Below are 19,097 nucleotides of genomic sequence, written 5' to 3'. Positions count from 1 at the left end.
CGGCCTGTCGCCGCGTCTGATCGACCTCGGCGGCGGCATGCCGATCCGCTGCGTCGATTCCGACGCCTACGCGCAAGCCTTGCGCGGCCGGCAACCGGAGCATTACCAGAACGACCGGGTCCCGGCGGAGTTCTACCCCTCCGGCAGCCCCCTGCGAGTCTCAGGCATGGCTCAGACGGTCTGCGTGATCCCGAGTGCCGCCGGCCTGGCGCACCTGTCCGCCATCGTCGCCGATCGGGCGCAGCCCCTCACAGATATCCAGCGCGCCCGCATCGTCCTGCTCCCGGCCGAACGCCTCTGCGTCCTCGGCTTGGTATCCACCTTCCTTCACGGTTCAGGATGCCCGACGAACCTGCGTTCGGCGTGGATCGGTTTGGCGGGTGAGGACCAGCCCCACCCAGCCAGCACGGATCAGGCGGGCTCTCTCCGTGACCGACGAGGTCGCGGGCGATCATCGGCTCGCGTGCAAGGAGCGGCATGGGACGACCCGTCAGCCGATGGGAGCACGAGAGCCGGTACGAGGCTCATGCAGCGCGATCGACGGGCGCGGCGAAGGGATCGTAGCCGAAGAACCAGTCGGTCTCCCCCGGCACTCTCAGCCAGGAATTTTCGGCCGAGATCCGCTGAACGTCTCCGACGCGCGGAATGCGGATGGCGGCGTAGCGGGCGAAGGCCTGCTCCGGCTCATCGAAGGTCGTGATGGCCCGAGCCAGGACGGCCGCATCCTCGATGGCCATCGCGCCGCCGGCGGCCATGAACGGGCGCACCGCGTGGCAGGCATCGCCCATCAGCACCGTCCGCCCGCTGCTCCACACGTCCCGGCGCGGCCGGTCGCAGATCGGCAGCAAGCTGACATTCTCCGTTGCCATCAACAGCTGCCGCAACTCCGGGTGGGCTGTCGGAAACGCATCCAGGAAGGTGTCGCGCGAACCGGGAGCCGGTGGCGTGTCGGCATCCCAGCGATCGTCGGGAATCGCGGCCATGACGTAGCACTCGTCGCGCCGCTCCGTCATGAAGTAGGCCAGGACATGGCGATCCTCGCCCCACCACTTGGTGCAGTCGCGCATCGGCACGCCCGGGGCCCGAGCCCTCGGAAAGACCGCCCGGATGGCGACCTTGCCGACGTAGCGTGGCGGCTCGTGGCCGAGGATCGCCTCGCGCACCACCGACCGGATGCCATCCGCCCCGATGACGATGTCGGCCTCTGCGACGAGCCCGTCGGCAAAGGACAGCCGCACCCCATCGCCGGTCTCGTCCAGGCCGAGCAGCCGGTGGCCGAAGCGAACCGTCCGCGGTGCGAGCCGCGAGAGCAGCAACCGGTGCAGATCCGCCCGATGGATGTTCACGAAGGCCCCCCCGAACCGGGCCTCGGCGGCCGCGTCGAACGGCATGTCGTTGAGGACGGTCCCCGTCGCGACATCCCGGCTCACGAAGGCATCGGGCCGGATGCCGGTCTGGACCAGCGCCTCCTCGAGCCCGAGGCGCCGCAGGACCTTGGCGGTGCTCGCCCCCAGGATGATGCCGGCGCCGATGCGCCAGAACTCGCTCGCCTGTTCGAAGACGGTGACGGCGAAGCCGTCCCGCTGCAACAGGCCCGCGACGGTCAAGCCTCCCAGGCCGGCACCGATGACGGCAACTCTCGTCATGTGGTCCATGGACGCTCGCGATCGATTGTTCGATGTAGAATGATCTGATTGATCTCCGCGCCTTTCGACCGTGTGTCAAGCGGGTCCGTTGTCCGCTTGGCTGGGCCGGCACGGGCCATGCTGGCCAATCGAATGCGCAATATGTTTCGTGACGATGCGCCGACAGTACCGATGATCAAAATACCAGCAAGATGCCATCATCATGATCGCTGTAACGGGCGCCTTGCTCATCATACGGCCAGGTCCGTCGTTGACCGACCGGCAACGCCTCGGATAGCGTCATTTCATTCGCTAAAGAATGAAATGACGCCGGGCCGACACGAGGCGTGAAGCCGGCTTTCCGCTCGCTTGAGAGGGTTCCCGACCTATGAAGCTCAGCGCTGTCGTCCCAGGCCTCGTTGCCGGGTTTCTCGCCTGGCTGCCTTCCGCCCAGGCGGCGGATGTCACCCTGGTGACCGATTTCGGCTTCAATGGCCGGCATTCCTACTTCTACGTTGCCCTGGACAAGGGATATTACCGCCAAGAAAATCTTGATGTGACGATCCTGCGAGGTCAGGGGTCGGCCGACGCCATCAAGAAAGTTGCGTCCGGGGCCGCCACGATCGGCTTTGCCGATGCCGGTGCCGTGGTGCTGGCACGGGGCAACGACAAGATACCGGTCAAGATGGTGGCGGTGGTTTACGCAACGCCGCCGCAGGCGATCATGACGCTTGCATCGAGCCAGATCCGCACGCCCAAGGATCTCGAGGGCAAGACGATCGCCGATACGCCGTCGAGTTCGGTGCGGTTGCTGTTCCCCGCCTATGCCGAGGCGGCAGGCATCGATGGGGCCAAGGTGACCTGGGTCAACGCGGACAGCGCCGCTCTGCCTTCGGTGCTGGCGACCCGCCGGGCGGAGGGCATCGGGCAATTCACGGTGGGCGAGCCGTTGATCGCGAAGGCAACGGCGCCTCAGGCCGTGACGGTCCTCGCCTACAAGGATGCCGGCCTGAACTTCTACGGCAACGGCCTCGTCGCCAGCGAGTCGACATTGGCGAGCCGGCCGGACCAGGTGCGGGGCTTCGTGCGGGCCACCTTGCGCGGCATGCGGGATGCGTTCGCGGACCCCGCGGGCGCCGCGGCGATCATGAGCAAGCATCACAAGCAGATCGATCCCACGGTCATCGAAGCCGAGACGCGCCTGGTGAAGGATCTGGCGGTCCAGCCCGGCATGCCGCTCGGCAAGATCGACCCCGCGCGCATGGAACAGACCGTGCGCGTGGTGAGCAAGTACTTCACCCTCGCCACGCCCGTGACGCCAGCGGAGGTCGCAGCGGAGGGTTTCGTCGAGTGATGGCTTCTACCCACGGGCAGGCGGCCGGTGCGGCGGCGTCAGGACCTCGCTCCGTCCCGGTGATCGCGCTCGAGGGCCTCACCAAGACGTTTCCCGGAGCGGACGGCCGGCCGGTCCACGCCCTGGGTCCCGTGGACCTGCGCATCCTCCCCGGGGAGTTCGTGGCGCTGGTCGGCCCGTCCGGTTGCGGCAAGTCCACGCTGCTGCGCCTCATCGCCGGGCTGGAGGCGGCGAGTGGCGGGACGCGGCAGCGCTACGGCACCCCGTTCGAGGCCCCCTCCCACGAGGTCGGCATCATCTTCCAGGACCATGTCCTGTTTCCCTGGGCCACCGTCCTGGAGAACGTGCTGCTGCCTGCCGATATCCTCCATCTGCCGCGACGAGTGGCGGACGAGCGTGCGCGCAAGCTCCTCGCCCTGACCGGACTCTCGGACTTTGCCGGCCACAAGCCGCAGATGCTGTCGGGGGGAATGAAGCAGCGGGCCGCCTTCTGCCGGGCGATGCTGGCCGATCCGCGCTTCCTGCTCCTGGACGAGCCGTTCGGCGCCCTCGACGCGCTCACCCGGGAGGAATTGTCCCTGGAGCTCTCGCGCCTCTGGGGTGAGCTCGGGCGCACGGCCTTCATGATCACGCACGATATCGACGAAGCCATCCTGCTCGGCGACCGCGTCCTCGTCATGTCGCCCCGTCCCGGCCGCATCGTGGCCGACATCGCCGTGGACCTGCCGCGGCCCCGCTCGGTCGACACGGCGGCGCATCCGCGATTCCAGGCCATCAAGCAGCAGATCCGGCGCCTCATCTTCGAACGGCGGAGCACCTGACCCATGAACGCGCGTCATGCCGGCCGCCTGCTGACGCCGGCGGTTTACGCGGTCTGCCTGATCGCGTGGGAAGGTCTCGTGCACGGGTTCGCCATTCCGTCGTGGCTCCTGCCCGCCCCGTCGCAGATCATGGCCGCCGCCCTTGCCTGGGGCCCGGAACTGGCGGCGAACGCCTTCGTGACCCTGCGGGAGACGCTGGCCGGGTTCCTGCTGGCGCTCGCCCTGTCGCTGCCGCTCGCCGGCCTCATCGCCTTCAACGCGCTGGCCCGCCGAAGCCTCTACCCCTTGCTGCTCGGCTTGCAATCGGTGCCGAAGGTCGCGCTTGCCCCGCTGATGACGGTGTGGTTCGGCTTCTCGGAATGGCCGAAGATCCTGATCGTCGTCCTGGTCTGCTTCTTCCCGATCCTCGTGAACGTCGTGGCAGGACTGGACAGCGTACCGTCGGCCATGCTGGACCTCATGCGGTCGCTCGGAGCCCCGCAGCACATGGTCCTGCGCCGGTTGCGCATTCCTGCGGCGCTGCCCGCTCTCTTCACCGGCTGCAAGGTCGCCATCACGTTCGCGGTGATCGGCGCGGTGATTGCCGAGTTCGTGTCGGCCCAGAGCGGCCTGGGTTACCTGATCATGATCACGACGTCGCAATCGCAGACGCCGGTCGCCTTCGCGGCCATCCTCGTCCTGACCGGCATCAGCGTGGCACTCTTTTATGCCATAGAATTTCTGGAGAAGCGTTTCGTCACGTGGAAGGTTTAACGAAATCCTGAACCGCTGTCGCGTAAAAGGGGAGGAGAGGACGCAGAGCATGACGAAATCACAGGCCGGCAAGTCCTCAGGTCGCGCGTCGGCCGATCGCGCAGCGCGACGCCGCGTGGACGACATCGTCCAACAGTGGCGCACCGAGCGCCCGGATATCGATCCGGTTCCGGCTCAGATTTACGGATTGATAGGACGTATCCACATTCAATCGACGGCATTCATCGATGAAATTTTAGCACCTTACCAACTTGTACGAGGTACTTTCGATGTGCTGACGGCGTTGCGGAGAGCTGGCGCACCGTACAGCCTGACGCCGAAAGCTCTTGCCGAATCGCTACTCCTGAGCGGCGCAGGCCTGAACAGCCGCATCAACCGACTTGAGGACATCCGCTACATTGCTCGGCTGCCCGAGCCGGCGGATCGGCGGACGGTCCGCATCCAACTGACCACGGCAGGGGAGTCCGTCATCAATGACGTGATTCCACAGGTCTTCGAAGCACAGTGGCGGCGACTGCGCGCCCTCGACGACGATTCGATGGGCCGACTCGTGACGGAGCTGTCTCGGCTCGCAGATGCGATCGACGCTATAAAATCGTAGAACTACAAAATAATCACCCATGATATTCCTTATTTACGCATATATACATTCATATTTGAATTTTAGCGGCCATTGACTATGAAAGGCACCAGGAAATAAACAAATCAGCGTGGCCGCTCTGGGGCGGCTCCCGACCTCTCTCCGGCATGCGAATGGTCTGGTGCTGGCTGTCTGATCTGCCATGAAAGACGGAGACTGGCCGAGCGCGGAAGGACGGCTTCAAGACCCTCGCGTCTTGGCATCGACAGGTCGATGCCAAGGCGTTCGGCGCATCGGCGTCGACGCCCGTTCGGGCTTGCCTTGCGCCGTCGAACGGATCCGTTCGACGGCGCGGCGGTATAAAAGCGAGTGTGTGGGAAGCGGATATGGGACCGCATCCTGGCTATGATCTTGGTGCTTTTCTCCTGAGGTTGTGCGATGTCGTCCCCTCTCTCTGAAGTCATTGCCCTCGCCTCGCGGCTGATCACGCTCGACACACGCAGCAGTCGCAGCAATCGTGTGCTCGCCGATATGATCGTCGGCGAGCTGCCGGAATTTGCGATCGAGCGGCTGGACTTCACGGACCCGGACGGCATCGAGAAAACCGCGCTCGTCGCCTTGCGCGGCGAAGCCGGCGGCTGCCTCGCCTTCTCGGCGCACATGGACACGGTGCCGCCGGTCGGATGGACGCGCGAACCGTTCCAACCCATCATCCAGGACGGTCGGCTTTACGGTCTCGGAAGTTGCGACATGAAAGGGCCGATGGCCGCGGCCATCGTCGCCGCTCGCAGCCTGCCCGCCGACCGCGCCGCAATGCTGCTGCTGACCTGCGACGAGGAGACGACCAAGGCGGGTGCGCGGCGCATCGTCGCCGAGAGCCGGATGCTCAAGGCTCATCCACCGGCCGGCATCCTCGTCGTTGAACCGACGAATCTGCGTCCCCTGCGCGGGCATCGCTCCGACGTGCAGTTCACCGCGACCGCCCGGGGCGTCCAGGCTCATTCCTCGACCGCGGATGGACTGAATGCCAACATCGCCTTGATCCCGTTCCTGTCCGAGATGCGAGACATCTACCTCACCCTGCGGGGCGATCCGCGGTTCCAGGATCCGAGCTACACGCCGCCCTGGTGCGACCTCAACATCATCGTCGACAACCACGGTACGGCGACCAACATAACACCGGCGCTGGCGACCTGCCGGATGAAGTTCCGGTACTCGAAGGCGATCGATCCGTCGTGGGTCATCGAGCGTGTCGAGGCGGCCGCGTGCCGTCACGGCCTGGACCTCGTCGTTCGTCAGGAGGGCACACCGCCCGAACTGGCCGTGGGCCATCCCCTGGTGCGGTTGGCTGCGGCCGTCACCGCAGTGTCTCCGGATGTGGGCGCATTCGGCAGCGACGCCTCGCAATTCGCCACGGTGGCGCCGACGCTGATCCTCGGTCCGGGCTCGATGGAGCAGGCGCACAAGCCGGAGGAATTCATCGATCTGGAGCCGCTCGAACGATCGATCGCGATCTTTCAGAAGCTGGCCGTCGAGCTGCCCCTGGCTGCCGGGTGATACGATGTCCAGGACGATCCCTTCCGGACATCGTATCCACGAGCCCGCGCGGCGCTTGAGCGAAGCCGCTTTCCGCGTACGGGGGAGGTGAGCGCGTCGGCCCGCACCCTCGATAGCGCGGAGTTGTGCGACCGCCGGGCCAGAACCGGACGGACACTCCGTCTACCAAGGCGGTTCGCGGGGCAACCGGCCGCCCAGTCATCCCCTCGCGCCTTGGCATCGACCCGTCGATGCCAAGGCGTCCGGCGCATCAGCGCCGGCGCCGTCAACTCCGGCCGGGAGAACCCGAACTCTGTCGAGCCGCGGCGAAGTTCGGACACGCCCCTGCGCGGCGTTACGCACCGGCGTGGGTCCGCGCGAGGGTGAAGCTGACGGTCGCGGTCAGGATGAGGGTGATGGCCGTGAGCGTGAACGCGAGCGCCGCCCCCAACGGCCAATTGGATTGCTGCAAGACCTGGTCGGCGACCGAGGGGGCCATCATCTGGAACGTTGGCCCCCCGAGAAGCACGGGCGTGGCGTAGGCGTTCATGGCCAGGATGAAGGACAGCAGGCCTGCCGCCACGACCCCGGGCATCGCCAGCGGCAGCGTCACCAGCCGCCATGTCGTAAAGGGCGTTGCACCAAGGCTCTGAGCGGCATCGACGGCGGATTTCTCGGTGCCTTCGAGGACACTTTGCAAGGTCAGCACGACGTAGGGCAGGTTGACCGACACGATGCCGGCGCAGACCGCGCCCCACGTATACATGAAGGCGGCGGGCTCCGAGACGATGCCGAGGCGCAGCAGGATCCAGTTCAGGAGTCCCTTTTGCCCCAGTGCCACCATCCAGCCCGCCGCCCGTACGGCGTTGCCGACGAAGAGCGGCAGGATCACCAGCAGGAGCAGCGCCGTCTTCCAGCGAGCCGGCGCCCTCGCGATGGCGCTGGCAACCGGGAAGCCCACGACGAGGCAGATCGCGGTGGCCGTGAAGGCCATCGTGACCGTCGTAACGGCGATTCTCCGATAGTAAGGATCGGAGATGATCTTGACGTAGTTCCCGAACGTCAACGCCTCGACCATGAACTGGCCCGGCTCGAACCGGTTCAGGCTGTAGCGCGCCATCAGGAGAAGCGGAAGGACGAGGCCCGCGACGACGATCACCGTCGCGGGCGCGAGCAGGGTCGCGAAGCGCCTCTGCTCGGTCGTGGCCGCGCTCATCGCGCGCCCGCCGCGGGAGCGGGGCCGCGCGCCGGGGCAGGGGAGCGTCGGATCAAGACTTGAACTCCTTGGTCCACCATTCCTGGAGCGACGCGTCCGTCTTCAGCAAATAATCCTGGTCCTGCTTGGCGAACGAGGATTGGAGATCGGCTGGCAGCGACACCTGTTTGGCGAGGGCGGGCGCGAGGGTGACGTTGTCGACCGTCGGCGCGTAACCCATGGTCCGGGCGAATGCTTCCTGCGACGTCGGCTCCAGGATCGCGTTCAGATAGGCGAAGGCGGCGTCCTTGTTGCGGGCGTTCTTCGGCACGACCATGTCGGAGATGTAGAGGACGACACCCTCTTTGGGGTAGGCGATCTCGACCGGGATGCCGGCTTTCTGCCAGGCGACGCCGCGGGCAAGCCACATGATGCAGATCGCGCATTCCTCGGTCTTGAGGGCCTGTGCCATGGCCTCGTTGGTCGGGTAGATCTTGACGCCTCTCTTCTTCAGTTCGAGCAGCTTGGCTTTGCCGGGCTCGTAATTCGTCATCGAGCCACCCGCGATCATGGCCGCGGATTCGATGGTCGTCTGGTATTGGAGGTCGATCAAGCCGACCTTTCCGGCGTATTCCGGTTTCCACAGATCGGCATAAGAGGTCGGCTTCTCAGGGATGAGCTTCGGATTGTAGAGAATCACCCGCCCCGTGTAGATATGCGGGGCTGCGTATTTGCTCTTCAGGAATGGCTGGACATGCTGGAGGTTCGGGACCTTGCCCTCGTCGAGCTCCTCGAGCGCGCCGTTGGAGTACATCTCGAACGAGCCCGAGGCCGTCAGGGCGGCGACGTCCATCGAGCCGCGCGGGAGGCGGCGCTCGGCCATGAGCTTGGTCTTGCGCACGGTGTCGGTGGCGGTGTCGTAGACCACGTTGACGCCCATCGGCGTCATCAACGGCACGGCGACGTTCTGTTGCAGGAGGTTCTGGTAGTCGCCGCCCCAGGTGCCGACCACGATCTGCCCCGAGGGCGCGGCACGAACGGTCCGCGGACAGACGATCCCGGCAGCGGCTGCGCCGGCCAGCAGGCCGAAGGCGCGGCGGTTGAGGTGTGCGCTCATGACGGTGTTCCCCTCTCTCATGCGGATTCCTTCGGATCGCTTCGCGATGCGGAAACCGGCTTCGCTCAAGCGCCGCGCGGGCTGGTGATTCAGGAGCCGGTCCGCATGCCGACGCCGGCGGTCGGCGCGACATGGGCCGTCAGGATCTGGCCCTGCCGCCAGTGCTCGCCCGCGTCCGGGGCGACCACGGACAGCCGCTCTCCTCCGGCCAGGCGCAATTCCAGTTCCCATCCGGCCCCGAGATAGGTCGCGGTCTCGACGGTGGCCGCCAGCCCGTCCGCGCCGGCCGGCCGAAGGCCGACAGCCTCGGGCCGGATCATCAGGGTGTCGGCGCCCTCCGCCAGATCGGCCACCGGCAGCCGCAGGCCCGACGCGGTGACGAAGATCCCGCGCTCCGCCCGGCCGGCGTAGAAATTCGCGCGCCCGACGAAGGACGCCACGAAGCGGTCCGCCGGACGACGGTAGATCTCGGACGGCGTGCCGACCTGGCGGACCTGCCCCTTCTCCATCACGGCAAGCCGGTCGGCCACGCTCATCGCCTCGTCCTGGTCATGCGTGACCATGATCGTGGTGATGCCGAGCTCGGTCTGGAGGCGGCGCAGCTCACCGCGCACGTCGTGGCGCAGCTGGGCGTCGAGGTTGGAGAGGGGCTCGTCGAGCAGCAGCACGTCGGGCTCGATCACGATGGCGCGGGCGATGGCGACACGCTGCTGCTGCCCGCCGGACATCGCCCGGGGATAGCGGCCGCCGAAGCCGTCGAGCTTGACGCGGGAGAGCGCGGTCGCGACGCGGGTCCGGATCGCCGCCTCGCCCACGCGGCGACGCCGGAGGCCGAAGGCGACGTTCTCCTCCACCGTCAGGTGGGGGAACAAGGCGTAGTTCTGGAAGACGAGGCCGATGTTGCGCCGGTAGGGGGGCTCGTGCGTCACGTCGCGCGCGCCGATCCGCACGCATCCCTCGCTCGGGGCCACGAAGCCGGCGATCATCCGCAGGGTCGTGGTCTTGCCGCAGCCCGACGGCCCGAGCAGCACCAGGAACTCGCCGTCCCGCACGTCGAGGGTGACGCCGTCGACCGCCGAGACCGCGTTGTATCGCTTGGCGAGGCTCTCGATCCGGATGCCGGCCACGTCAGACCACCTTTCCGAGGTTCGTGATACGGCTCGTCGCCACGAGCGCGGCACCGATGAGGACGATCTGGGCGACCGAGACGGCCGCGATCGTGGGATCGATCTTCCACTGGAGGTACTGGAGGATCGCGATCGGCAGGGTCGTCTGGCCCGGGGCCACCAGGAACAGCGACACCTCGATGTTGCCGAACGAGACCACGAACCCGAACACCGCCGCCGCGACGAGACCCGGCCAGATCATCGGCAGCGTCACCGTGAGGGCGGTCACGAGCGGCGAGGCGCCGAGGCTCAAGGCCGCCTCCTCGACCGACCGGTTCACCCCGACGAGGTTCGCCGTCACGAGGCGCACGCACCAGGGAACCGTCAGGAGGAGGTGGGCGACGACGATCCCCCAGGCCGAGCCCGCGAGGGGAAGGCCCGTCTCGATCTCGACCTGGACCAGGAAGACGTAGATGGATGCGCCGATCACGATGCCTGGCACGATCAGGGGCGACATCAGGAGCTGGAGGACCGCCTCGCGACCGGGAAAGCGGCCGCGGGCCAGCGCGAAGCTCGCCGGCACCGTCACCAGGAGGCCGAGGGTCGTCGCGACCGCGGCCACCCAGAGGCTCGTCACGAAGCCGCTGCGAAGCTGGTCCTGGTTCCAGGCCACGCCGTACCAGCGCAGCGAATAGCCCTCCGGCGGCACGACCATGATCTCGCCCGCCATGAACGACAGCCAGACCACGAGGGCGAGCGGCATCGCGATGTAGGCCAGGACCAGGGCCGTCGCCGCACGCAAGGCCGCCCGGGCGAGGATCTCGACCGGGCGGCGCCCGAGGATCGTCTCCCCGCTCATGGGAACGCCTTCTTGTAGAAGCAGCCCCCCTTCATGATGCCCGGGATGCGCTCGCCCTGGCCGTCGAGGATGCCGATCTCGGCGAGCGGGTTGCCGTCCACGACGATGAGGTCGGCATAGGCGCCGGCCTCCAGCGTCCCGATCGCGCCCTCGAGGCGGCACAGGCGGGCGGCGATCGGGCCGGCGGAGGCGAGGATCTCGGCCGCCGGCAGGACGCGCGCCCGGATCGTGAACTCCAGGGACTGGTATTTCTGCAATCCGCCGAGGAGGTCCGAGCCGTAGGCCATCGGCAGCCCGGCCTCGCGCATGATGGCGAGCGATTCCATGCCGCCGCGGCGCACGGTCTCGATCTTGGCGATCGATTCCGCCCCGAGGCCGAGCGCCTCGCCCTCCATGGCGAGCCCCTCGTAGGCGACCAGCGTCGGGCAGGCGATGCAGCCCGCCTCGGCCGCCAGCCTCGCGGTCTCGGCCTGGATGAGGTTGCAATGCTCGAGCGAGTGGACGCCGCACGCGACCGCCCGGCGGATCGCCCGGTCCGTGTAGAGGTGCGCCGACACGTAGGTGCCGGCGTTCTCCGCCTCCTCGACCGCCGCCCGGATCTCGTCGCGGGAATAGCCGAGGGCGTGGATCGGGTCGTTCGGCGAGGCGACGCCGCCATTCGCCATGATCTTGATCAGGTCCGCGCCGGCGCGGATCTCCTCGCGGGCGGCGCGGCGCACGGCATCGACCCCGTCGGCGATGCGGCCGAGGGCGCCGAGGCGGTCGTCGAAGGTGCCGCGGTTGTCGGAGCGGGGGCGAAAGTCGGTGTGGCCGCCGGTCTGGCCCAGCGCCTTGCCGGAGATCACCAGGCGGGGACCGTCGATCAACCCCAGCTCGACGGCCCGCTTGAGGCCGTGATCGGCGCCGCCGACGTCGCGCACGGTCGTGAAGCCCCGCATCAGCATGGCGTTCATGAGCCGTGCGGCGCGCAGGGCCACGAGCGAGGAGGGCTCGGCGGCGTTCTCGCCGATGTTCACGCTGGCCGCGGTCACGTGGACATGGGCGTCGACGAGGCCGGCCATCAGGGTGCGGCCGGCAAGGTCGATCCGCGTGGCCGACGGGCTGGAGAGGCCGGGGCCGACCTCCTTGATGCGGTCGCCCTCGACGAGCACATCGCAGTTCCGGTCGAGCTCGGATGCGCCGGCACGCAGGACGGATCCGCCGGTCAGCAGGAACGACATTGCCACCTCACTTGCCCGCTTCTCTCGGCGATCTCACGCGTGCCGATGGGGGTTGCACCGCGCTCACGCGACGACGAAGCCGTGCGCGAAGGGGTCGCGGTCGTCGATGAAGATCGTGTTGATCCCGGTCATGCGCGCCCAGCCGGCGACGGACGGGACGATCGCGGGTCTGCCGCCGGCCGCCGCCGTCGCCTCGACCCGGCCCTTGAACAGGGAGCCGATGATCGACTCGTGGACGAAGTCGTCGCCCACCTTCAGCCTGCCTTTGGCGACGAGCTGAGCCATCCGGGCGGAGGTCCCGGTGCCGCAGGGCGAGCGGTCGATCGCCTTCTCGCCGTAGAAGACCGCGTTGCGGGCATGCGCCTCGGGAGCCCTCGGCCGACCGGTCCAGAGGATGTGGCTGAGGCCGCGGATCTGGTCGTGCTCGGGGTGGACGAACTCGTACTTCGCGTTGAGCGCGGCCCGCAGCTTCGGGCTCCAGGCGATCAGCGCCCCGGCGCTGTGGTCGTCCAGGTCCCGGAAGGACTTCTGCGGCTCGACGATGGCGTAGAAGTTGCCCCCGTAGGCCACGTCGACGACGACTTCGCCCAGGCCCTCGACCGTCGCCGTCAGCCCTTCGGCGAACAGGAAGCTCGGCACGTTGGTGAGCCTGACCTCCTCGACGAAGCGGCCCTCCTGCACGTAGGTCACATCGACCTTGCCCGCCGGCGCATCGATCGCGAGCCGGCCGGGGGTGCGCGGGACGACGAGGCCGTTCTCCACCGCCATCGTGATCGTCCCGATGGTGCCGTGCCCGCACATCGGCAGGCACCCCGAGGTCTCGATGAAGAGCACGGCCACGTCGCAATCGGGGCGCGTCGAGGGATAGAGGATCGAGCCCGACATCATGTCGTGGCCGCGCGGCTCGAACATCAGGCCGGTGCGGATCCAGTCGAACTCGCGCAGGAAGTGGGCGCGCTTCTCCAGCATGGTGGCCCCCTCCAGGCGGGGACCGCCGCCGGACACCAGGCGGACCGGGTTGCCGCAAGTGTGGCCATCGAAGCAGGAGAACGTATGCGTGGCCATCGGGGAAATCCTGAGTCTCTTCGTAGCGAAAACGGTGCCAGGTCGATCGCACGATCTTGGCGCGCGACGTCCGGGTCGGACAACCCGGCGCCGCTTCCTCCGCGGGCCGCCCGCGGGGCTGCCGGCTCCCCGAGGGGGCGGACCCGCCGCCCGATCAGCGGGCCGTCCACCCGCCATCGACCACCAGCATGGTGCCGGTGCAGAACGAGGAATCGTCGCTTGCCAGGAACAGGATGGCCTTGGCGACCTCGATCGGCTGACCGAGCCGCTCCATCGCCTGGCGCATCTCGAGACCGCGCCGCAATTCGGGCCCGTCCGGACCCGCGAGGATCTGCGCGAAGTAGGGCGACTCGATCGTGCCCGGCGCCACGCAGTTCACGCGGACCTTCGCGCCGACGTGATCCAGCGCGACCGCCCGGGTCAGCGCCGCCACCGCTCCCTTGGAGGCCACGTAGGCGGCACGGTTGAGGATGCCGACCGTGGCCACCGCCGAGGCGGTGTTGACGATGACGCCGCCGCCCTGCCGCTCCATGACCTGCACGGCGTGCTTGCAGCCGAAGAACACGCCCTTGACGTTGACCGCCATCAGCGCGTCCCAGTCGGCCTCGCTGGTGTCGACGACGGTGCCGGCGATCCCGTAGCCGGCGTTGTTGACCAGGATGTCGAGGCGGCCGTGCCGGCCAGCGGTCGCCCCGATCAGGGCGGCGACCTCGGCCTCCCGCGCCACGTCGACGGTCGCCGCCTCGGCCCGGGCGCCGCGGGCGGTCAGCTCGGCCGCCACGCGCTCGGCGGCGGCCGCGTCCCTGTCGGCCACGATGACCACGGCGCCCTCGTCCGCGAACAGCCTGGCGGCCTCGTGGCCGATCCCGGAGCCGCCCCCCGTGATGATCGCGATTCGACCGTCGAGCTTCATGGCGGATCCTTTCCGGGGAGCGAGGGGCGTCACAGCATGACCACGGTGGAGAAGTGCTGCTCGACCGCCGCGAGCAGCGCACGGCTCACGATCCCCGAGGTCTTCGGGTTGTCCGGCGAGGGCCGGTTGGCGACCACGAGGTCGAGCTCGCCGAGATCGCTCGTCGCCCGGATCGCGTGGGTGTTGCCCCGCGCGGCGGGATCCGCGACGACGCGGACCTCGGTCTCCTCGAAGCCGGCGCCGGCAAGGGCGAGGGTCGCGGCGACGTTGAGGTTGGCCGGGTAGCGGGCGGCGGCCGCGCGGGCGTTTCCCTGAAACAGGGTGAGCGCCGCGTCCGGTGCGGCGTCCGGGCCGAGGCGGGCGAGCTCGTCCGCCCAGGCGGCGGTCGGCTTGCGCGACTCGTAGCGGACCCGAAGGTTCGGCGCGCCCCTCATCGCCCGCACGTAGTCGAGCCCGGCGAGGGCCCCGGACGGCAGGTAGAGGCGCGTCCCGGCGGCCTGCGCCGTCGCGACGAGGGCATGGCGCAAGGCGTCGTCGTGCAGCGCGCCGACCGAGGACAGGAGCAGGGGCACGCCGAGCCCGAGGACCGCCGCGCCCCATTCGCGCACGGCGCCCGCGCCGGCCGCCTCGACCACCAGGGCGGGGGCGAAGCGGGCGAGCGCACCGACGTCGGGCAGGACCGCGCAGGCGGGATCGACCGCCGCGGCGCTCGCGGAGCCCGGCCGCAGCACGACCGCGAGGGCGTAGCCGTCCCGGGACGCCAGCGCCGTCGCGAGATCCCGGCCGATCGCCCCATGCCCGATGATCGCGACGCGGCGCATCAGGGGAGGGACCCGGTAAAGGCGAGCAGGTCGCGGGTGAAGTCGGGCGTGCGGGTGACCGGGAAGAAGTGGCCGCCATCCTCGTACCGTACGATCCGCGGGTCCGGCGGAAGCGCGGCAGCGAGATCCTCCTGCAGGAAGGCCGGCACGATCAGGTCGTCCCGCGCACCCAGCACCAGGACCGGGCATCGGATCGCCGCGACGGAGGCCGAGCCGTCGAAGGCGAGCAGGGCGTCGATGCGCTCCCGCACGACCCTACGCGCCTCCTCGGCGGTCGGGGCGTGCGCGGTCGCGGCCTCGAAGGCGGCCCAGTGGGCATCGAGCCACGACGGCGCGTAGCCCATCATGGCGCCGGTGGCTGCGTAGGCGACCGGATCGAGGTCGAGGATGCGGCGTCGCGCACCGAACAGGGCCTCCATGTAGCGGGAAGGCTTCAGCCACGTCGCGCTGAGCACGAGGCCGCGCAGGCGGTCGGGGGCGAGGCGGGCCAGCGCCTGCCCGATCGCGCCGCCGGTCGAGTGCCCGACGAACACGGCCGTCGCGATGCCGAGGGCGTCCATGACGGCGAGGCAGTCGCGCGCGAGCCGATCGATGTCGCAGGGCGCGGTCCCGCGGCCGCTCGCCCCGATCCCACGCTGGTCGAAGCGGGTGACGCGGTGGGCGAGGGCGAGGGCGGGCAGGCAGGGGGCCCAGAACCCGGCGGTGCCGCCGAGGCCGGAGACCAGCAGCAGGTCCGGTCCCTGCCCGTCCTGGCGGACGGCGAGCCGGGCGCCGTCGGAGGTGTCGACAGATGTCGCGCCTGAAGTCATCGAGACCCTCCCGCTACCAGGCGGCCACGCCGCCATCGACGGCGCAGGCGGGGACGATGCAGGTCACTTCCGGCGCCTGCCATCCTCGTCCTGGATACAATATCCATATTCTCACGGATCCACGGCGCCAAGGGCTTCGGCTGCCTCACCTTTCAGCAGCGATGGCCCGCGATTTCAGCTTGCTGTGGGTCAGAACGGTTGAATATCGTATTCAATCATGCAGATCGGACGCCAATCACTCATAGACCAGATCGTCGGCGAGATCCGCCGCCGGATCGTGTCCGGCGAATTGCCGGACGGAACGCCGCTGCGGCAGGAGAAGCTGGCGGCCGAACTCGGCGTCTCGCGGGTGCCGCTGCGCGAGGCGATCCGGCAGCTCGAGGCCGAGGGCCTCGTCGAATCGGAGGTCCACAAGGGCACGGTGGTCTCGTCCCTGTCGCCCGCCGAGATCGAGGAACTGTTCGAGATCCGGTCGGAACTCGAGACGTGGCTGTTCGGGCTGGCGATCCCGCGGATGACCGAGAGCCACTTCCAGGCTGCGGAGGCCGTCATCGCCGAGGCCAGCGCGACCAGCACGATCGAGACGTGGGGCGACCTCAACTGGCGCTTCCATCACGCCCTCTACGCGGCGAGCGAGCGGCGCATCGCCCTCCGGCTCCTCAAGACGGTGCACGACAACGCCAACCGCTACGTCAACCTGCAACTCGCGGTCGCGGCCGACGTCGAGCACGAACTCCTCGACCACCGTCGCCTCGTCGCCTTCGCCCGACTGGGGGACGTGGCGGGGGGCGTCGGGCTGCTGCGCACCCATATCGGCCGCGTCGCCGAGAACCTGCTCGCGTCGATCGGGCGCGGGCGTGCCGTCGCCGGCGCGGCGTGAGGCTCCCGTGGCGGCCCTCTTCTTCCTCCGCGCGGTCGACGGCATGAACGCCGTCCTGCGCCACCTCGTCGGCGCCATGCTGGGCGTCATGGTGCTGATCGTCGGGTTGCAGATCGTCGTGCGCTTCGTCCTGCCGCGGCTCGGGATCGTGCTCTCGGTCCCGTGGTCGGAGGAGCTGGCCCGCTACCTGATGGTCTGGTGCATCTTCACCGGCGCCGCCGTCGCGGCGCGGTCCGGCGCCCTCATCGCCGTCGACACCCTGCCGGATTCGCTGCCGCGGCGCGCCGGCGACCTCGTGCGGCTCGGGGCGCTGCTCGTCACGATCGGTTTCTTCCTCGGCCTCGTCTGGCTCGGCGCGCGCTGGGTCGCGTTCGGCCAGACCGAGACCTCGACGGTCCTGAACATCCCGATGGCCTGGGTCTACCTGTCGCTGCCCGTCGGCTCGGCGCTGGCGATCGTCAACATCGCGGCCTTCATCGTCGAGCGCCGCGTCACCGCGAAGACGTCCCTGGCGGTCGCGCCGGAGGACAATCCCGAAGCTTCGCTGATCTGACCAGGGAGACGCGCGGATGGCCCTCCTTCTCGGCTGGATGACGGTCCTCCTCGCGATCGCGGTGCCGATCTTCGCGGTCATGGGCCTCTGCGCGATCGTGGGGCTGCGGGCGAGGGGCCTCGATCTCATCAGCGTGCCGCAGAACGTCTTCGAGGCGCTCGACACGTTCGCGCTCCTGGCGATCCCGTTCTACGTGCTGGCCGGCAACATCATGAAGGCCGGCGGCATCTCCGACCGCCTGATCGCGTTCGCGACGGCGTTGCTCGGCTGGATGCGCGGGGGCGTGGGCAGCGCCGCGATCCTGACCTGCATGTTCTTCTCCACCATCACCGGATCGTCCTCGGCGACCACCGCGGCGGTGGGCTCGACCATGATCCCGGCGATGGAGCGCAAGGGCTACCCGAAGAACTTCGCGGCGGCCTCGGTCGCAGTCGGCGGCGAGCTCGGCGCGATCCTGCCCCCGTCCCTGCCGCTCGTCATCTACGGCCTCGTCGTCAACGTCTCGATCGGCAGCCTCTTCATCGCCGGCATCCTGCCGGGGATCCTGATCGCGCTGAGCCTCATCCTGACGATCTGCGCGATGGCGAGGCTCCAGGATTTCGATGCCACCCAGCGCGTGCCCGTCGGTGCCTGGGCGCGCAACCTCGTCAGGGTCACCCGGGAGGCGGCCTTCGCCATCGTGATGCCGGTGATCATCCTCGGCGGCATCTACTCGGGCGTGTTCACGGCGACCGAGGCCTCGGTGGTCGCCGTCGTCTACGGCTTCCTCGTCAGCCGCTTCGTCTACCGGGCGATCACGCTGCGCGACGTGGTGCGGATCCTGAACGAGTCCGCCGTGATGACCGGCATGGTGATGCTGATCGTCGCCTTCGCGGCTCTGTTCGGCTACGCGCTCACCGTCAACCAGATCCCGCAGCATCTCGGCACGCTGATCGGGCAGGTGACGAGCGGACCGGTCGGCTTCCTGCTCCTCGTCAACGTCCTGCTGTTCGTCGTCGGCACCTTCATGGAGGCGCTGGCCACGATCCTCATCCTCGGCCCGATCCTCGCGCCCGTGGCGCAGAGCTACGGGATCGACCCGGTGCATCTCGGCATCGTCTTCATCGTCAACGTGGCGACCGGCATGGTGACGCCGCCCGTCGCCATCAACCTCACCATCGCGAGCCAGGTCTCCGGCGTCCCGATGGACGCCATGACGAAGCCGCTCCTCGTCTTCCTCGCCGTCCTGACGGTCGACGTCCTCGTCATCAGCTATGTCCCGGCCTTCTCCCTGGTGCTGCTGCGATGAGCGCGCCCGAGCGGAAAGCGGTCCGCCGTCCGACACCATTCTGCTTGGGACCGGACGGCGACGTCCGGCGTCCCCTTCATGCGGACCGGTTCCGCCGAACGAGGAGCAAGACGATGACGTGGTCCCGCCTCCCGGCCTTCGCGGCCGCCGCATGGCTGTGCGCGACGGCACCGGTCCTGGCACAGGCGGTCGAGCTCAACCTCGGCCACGTGCTGACCACGGCGAGCCATTATCACGCCGCCGCCGTCAAGCTCGCCGAGGTCGCGGCCGCCAAGTCGAACGGCCAGATCAAGATCACCATCTTCCCCGGCGCCCAGCTCGGCGGAGAGGTGAAGATGATCCAGTCGGCCCGCACCGGCACCCAGGACATCGTCGTCACCGGCGAACCGCCGGTCGAGAACACGTTGAAGGAGTACACGGTCTTCTCCTTCCCCTATCTGTTCAGCAGCGTGGACCAGGCCAACGGCGTCCTGCAGGGTCCGATCGGTCGCGAGATGCTCGACCTGCTGCCGCGCTACAACATGGTCGGTCTCGGCTTCATCTCGGCGCTCGAGCGCAACATCTTCACGAACGGCAAGACGATCGGTTCCGCCGCCGACATG

19 protein-coding genes and 1 pseudogene are annotated in these 19,097 nt (G+C 68.6%); 10 read left to right on the top strand and 10 right to left on the bottom strand.

Annotated elements, in window-relative coordinates; translation table 11 throughout:
* Window positions 1–166 precede the first annotated feature (166 nt).
* Window positions 167–307: pseudogene (locus tag FF100_RS29530) on the top strand (IS630 family transposase); the annotation flags it as partial.
* A gap of 217 nt (window positions 308–524) precedes the next feature.
* Here the strand turns inward: FF100_RS29530 and FF100_RS29525 are convergent.
* Window positions 525–1,655, bottom strand: a complete 1,131-nt coding sequence (locus tag FF100_RS29525) for an FAD-dependent monooxygenase (protein WP_139039428.1) — start codon at window positions 1,653–1,655, stop codon at window positions 525–527.
* Window positions 1,656–2,013: 358 nt separating this feature from the next.
* Here FF100_RS29525 and FF100_RS29520 point away from each other — a divergent pair, with 358 nt between their 5' ends.
* From FF100_RS29520 to FF100_RS29500, 5 genes are all read left to right on the top strand, one after another.
* Window positions 2,014–2,979: an ABC transporter substrate-binding protein gene (locus FF100_RS29520; protein ID WP_139039426.1), complete on the top strand. Its 966-nt coding sequence runs from the start codon at window positions 2,014–2,016 to the stop codon at window positions 2,977–2,979.
* Between the two features lie 59 nt (window positions 2,980–3,038).
* A complete protein-coding gene (locus FF100_RS29515; protein ID WP_246102524.1) occupies window positions 3,039–3,800 on the top strand; it encodes an ABC transporter ATP-binding protein in 762 nt (253 codons plus the stop codon).
* Window positions 3,801–3,803: 3 nt separating this feature from the next.
* Window positions 3,804–4,553 (top strand): ABC transporter permease, encoded by a 750-nt coding sequence (locus FF100_RS29510; RefSeq protein WP_139039423.1) that lies wholly within the window; start codon window positions 3,804–3,806, stop codon window positions 4,551–4,553.
* Window positions 4,554–4,602: 49 nt separating this feature from the next.
* The gene (locus FF100_RS29505) at window positions 4,603–5,154 is read left to right on the top strand and encodes a MarR family winged helix-turn-helix transcriptional regulator (RefSeq protein ID WP_139039421.1); all 552 of its coding nucleotides are present in this window, start codon (window positions 4,603–4,605) and stop codon (window positions 5,152–5,154) included.
* 417 nt (window positions 5,155–5,571) lie between these two features.
* A complete protein-coding gene (locus FF100_RS29500) occupies window positions 5,572–6,690 on the top strand; it encodes a M20/M25/M40 family metallo-hydrolase (protein ID WP_139039419.1) in 1,119 nt (372 codons plus the stop codon).
* Between the two features lie 334 nt (window positions 6,691–7,024).
* Here FF100_RS29500 and FF100_RS29495 read toward each other — a convergent pair whose 3' ends face one another.
* From FF100_RS29495 to FF100_RS29455, 9 genes are all read right to left on the bottom strand, one after another.
* Complete coding sequence (locus FF100_RS29495; RefSeq protein ID WP_139039417.1) at window positions 7,025–7,885, bottom strand: ABC transporter permease; 861 nt, start codon at window positions 7,883–7,885, stop codon at window positions 7,025–7,027.
* A gap of 52 nt (window positions 7,886–7,937) precedes the next feature.
* Window positions 7,938–8,981, bottom strand: coding sequence for an ABC transporter substrate-binding protein (locus FF100_RS29490; RefSeq protein WP_139039415.1), 1,044 nt, complete (start codon window positions 8,979–8,981; stop codon window positions 7,938–7,940).
* 89 nt (window positions 8,982–9,070) lie between these two features.
* Window positions 9,071–10,108, bottom strand: a complete 1,038-nt coding sequence (locus FF100_RS29485) for an ABC transporter ATP-binding protein (protein ID WP_139039414.1) — start codon at window positions 10,106–10,108, stop codon at window positions 9,071–9,073.
* Window position 10,109: 1 nt separating this feature from the next.
* A complete protein-coding gene (locus FF100_RS29480; RefSeq protein ID WP_139039412.1) occupies window positions 10,110–10,946 on the bottom strand; it encodes an ABC transporter permease in 837 nt (278 codons plus the stop codon).
* Window positions 10,943–12,166 carry a metal-dependent hydrolase family protein gene (locus FF100_RS29475; protein WP_139039410.1) on the bottom strand — a complete coding sequence of 408 codons (1,224 nt, stop codon included), beginning with the start codon at window positions 12,164–12,166 and terminating at the stop codon, window positions 10,943–10,945. The genes FF100_RS29480 and FF100_RS29475 overlap by 4 nt, the downstream gene beginning before the upstream one ends.
* A 63-nt stretch (window positions 12,167–12,229) precedes the next feature.
* Window positions 12,230–13,231: a 4-hydroxyproline epimerase gene (locus FF100_RS29470; RefSeq protein WP_139039408.1), complete on the bottom strand. Its 1,002-nt coding sequence runs from the start codon at window positions 13,229–13,231 to the stop codon at window positions 12,230–12,232.
* A gap of 154 nt (window positions 13,232–13,385) precedes the next feature.
* Window positions 13,386–14,144 carry an SDR family oxidoreductase gene (locus FF100_RS29465; RefSeq protein ID WP_139039407.1) on the bottom strand — a complete coding sequence of 253 codons (759 nt, stop codon included), beginning with the start codon at window positions 14,142–14,144 and terminating at the stop codon, window positions 13,386–13,388.
* Between the two features lie 29 nt (window positions 14,145–14,173).
* Window positions 14,174–14,965: an aspartate dehydrogenase gene (locus tag FF100_RS29460; protein WP_139039406.1), complete on the bottom strand. Its 792-nt coding sequence runs from the start codon at window positions 14,963–14,965 to the stop codon at window positions 14,174–14,176.
* Window positions 14,965–15,774 carry an alpha/beta fold hydrolase gene (locus FF100_RS29455; protein WP_139039405.1) on the bottom strand — a complete coding sequence of 270 codons (810 nt, stop codon included), beginning with the start codon at window positions 15,772–15,774 and terminating at the stop codon, window positions 14,965–14,967. Before FF100_RS29455 ends, FF100_RS29460 begins: the two co-directional genes overlap by 1 nt.
* 217 nt (window positions 15,775–15,991) lie before the next feature.
* Here FF100_RS29455 and FF100_RS29450 point away from each other — a divergent pair, with 217 nt between their 5' ends.
* From FF100_RS29450 to dctP, 4 genes are all read left to right on the top strand, one after another.
* Window positions 15,992–16,654 carry a GntR family transcriptional regulator gene (locus tag FF100_RS29450; protein WP_139039403.1) on the top strand — a complete coding sequence of 221 codons (663 nt, stop codon included), beginning with the start codon at window positions 15,992–15,994 and terminating at the stop codon, window positions 16,652–16,654.
* A 7-nt stretch (window positions 16,655–16,661) separates the two neighbouring features.
* On the top strand, window positions 16,662–17,207 hold the full coding sequence (locus tag FF100_RS29445; protein WP_139039402.1) for a TRAP transporter small permease: 546 nt from the start codon (window positions 16,662–16,664) through the stop codon (window positions 17,205–17,207).
* Window positions 17,208–17,223: 16 nt separating this feature from the next.
* A complete protein-coding gene (locus FF100_RS29440; protein ID WP_139039401.1) occupies window positions 17,224–18,495 on the top strand; it encodes a TRAP transporter large permease in 1,272 nt (423 codons plus the stop codon).
* 113 nt (window positions 18,496–18,608) lie between these two features.
* A partial coding sequence (gene dctP, locus FF100_RS29435) for a TRAP transporter substrate-binding protein DctP (RefSeq protein ID WP_171070380.1) occupies window positions 18,609–19,097 on the top strand: 489 nt, incomplete at its 3' end.

The organism is Methylobacterium terricola, assembly GCF_006151805.1.
GTDB classification, from domain to species: domain Bacteria; phylum Pseudomonadota; class Alphaproteobacteria; order Rhizobiales; family Beijerinckiaceae; genus Methylobacterium; species Methylobacterium terricola.
Note: the sequence above shows the minus strand (reverse complement) of the source record. Positions and strands in the feature narration are given on the sequence as shown.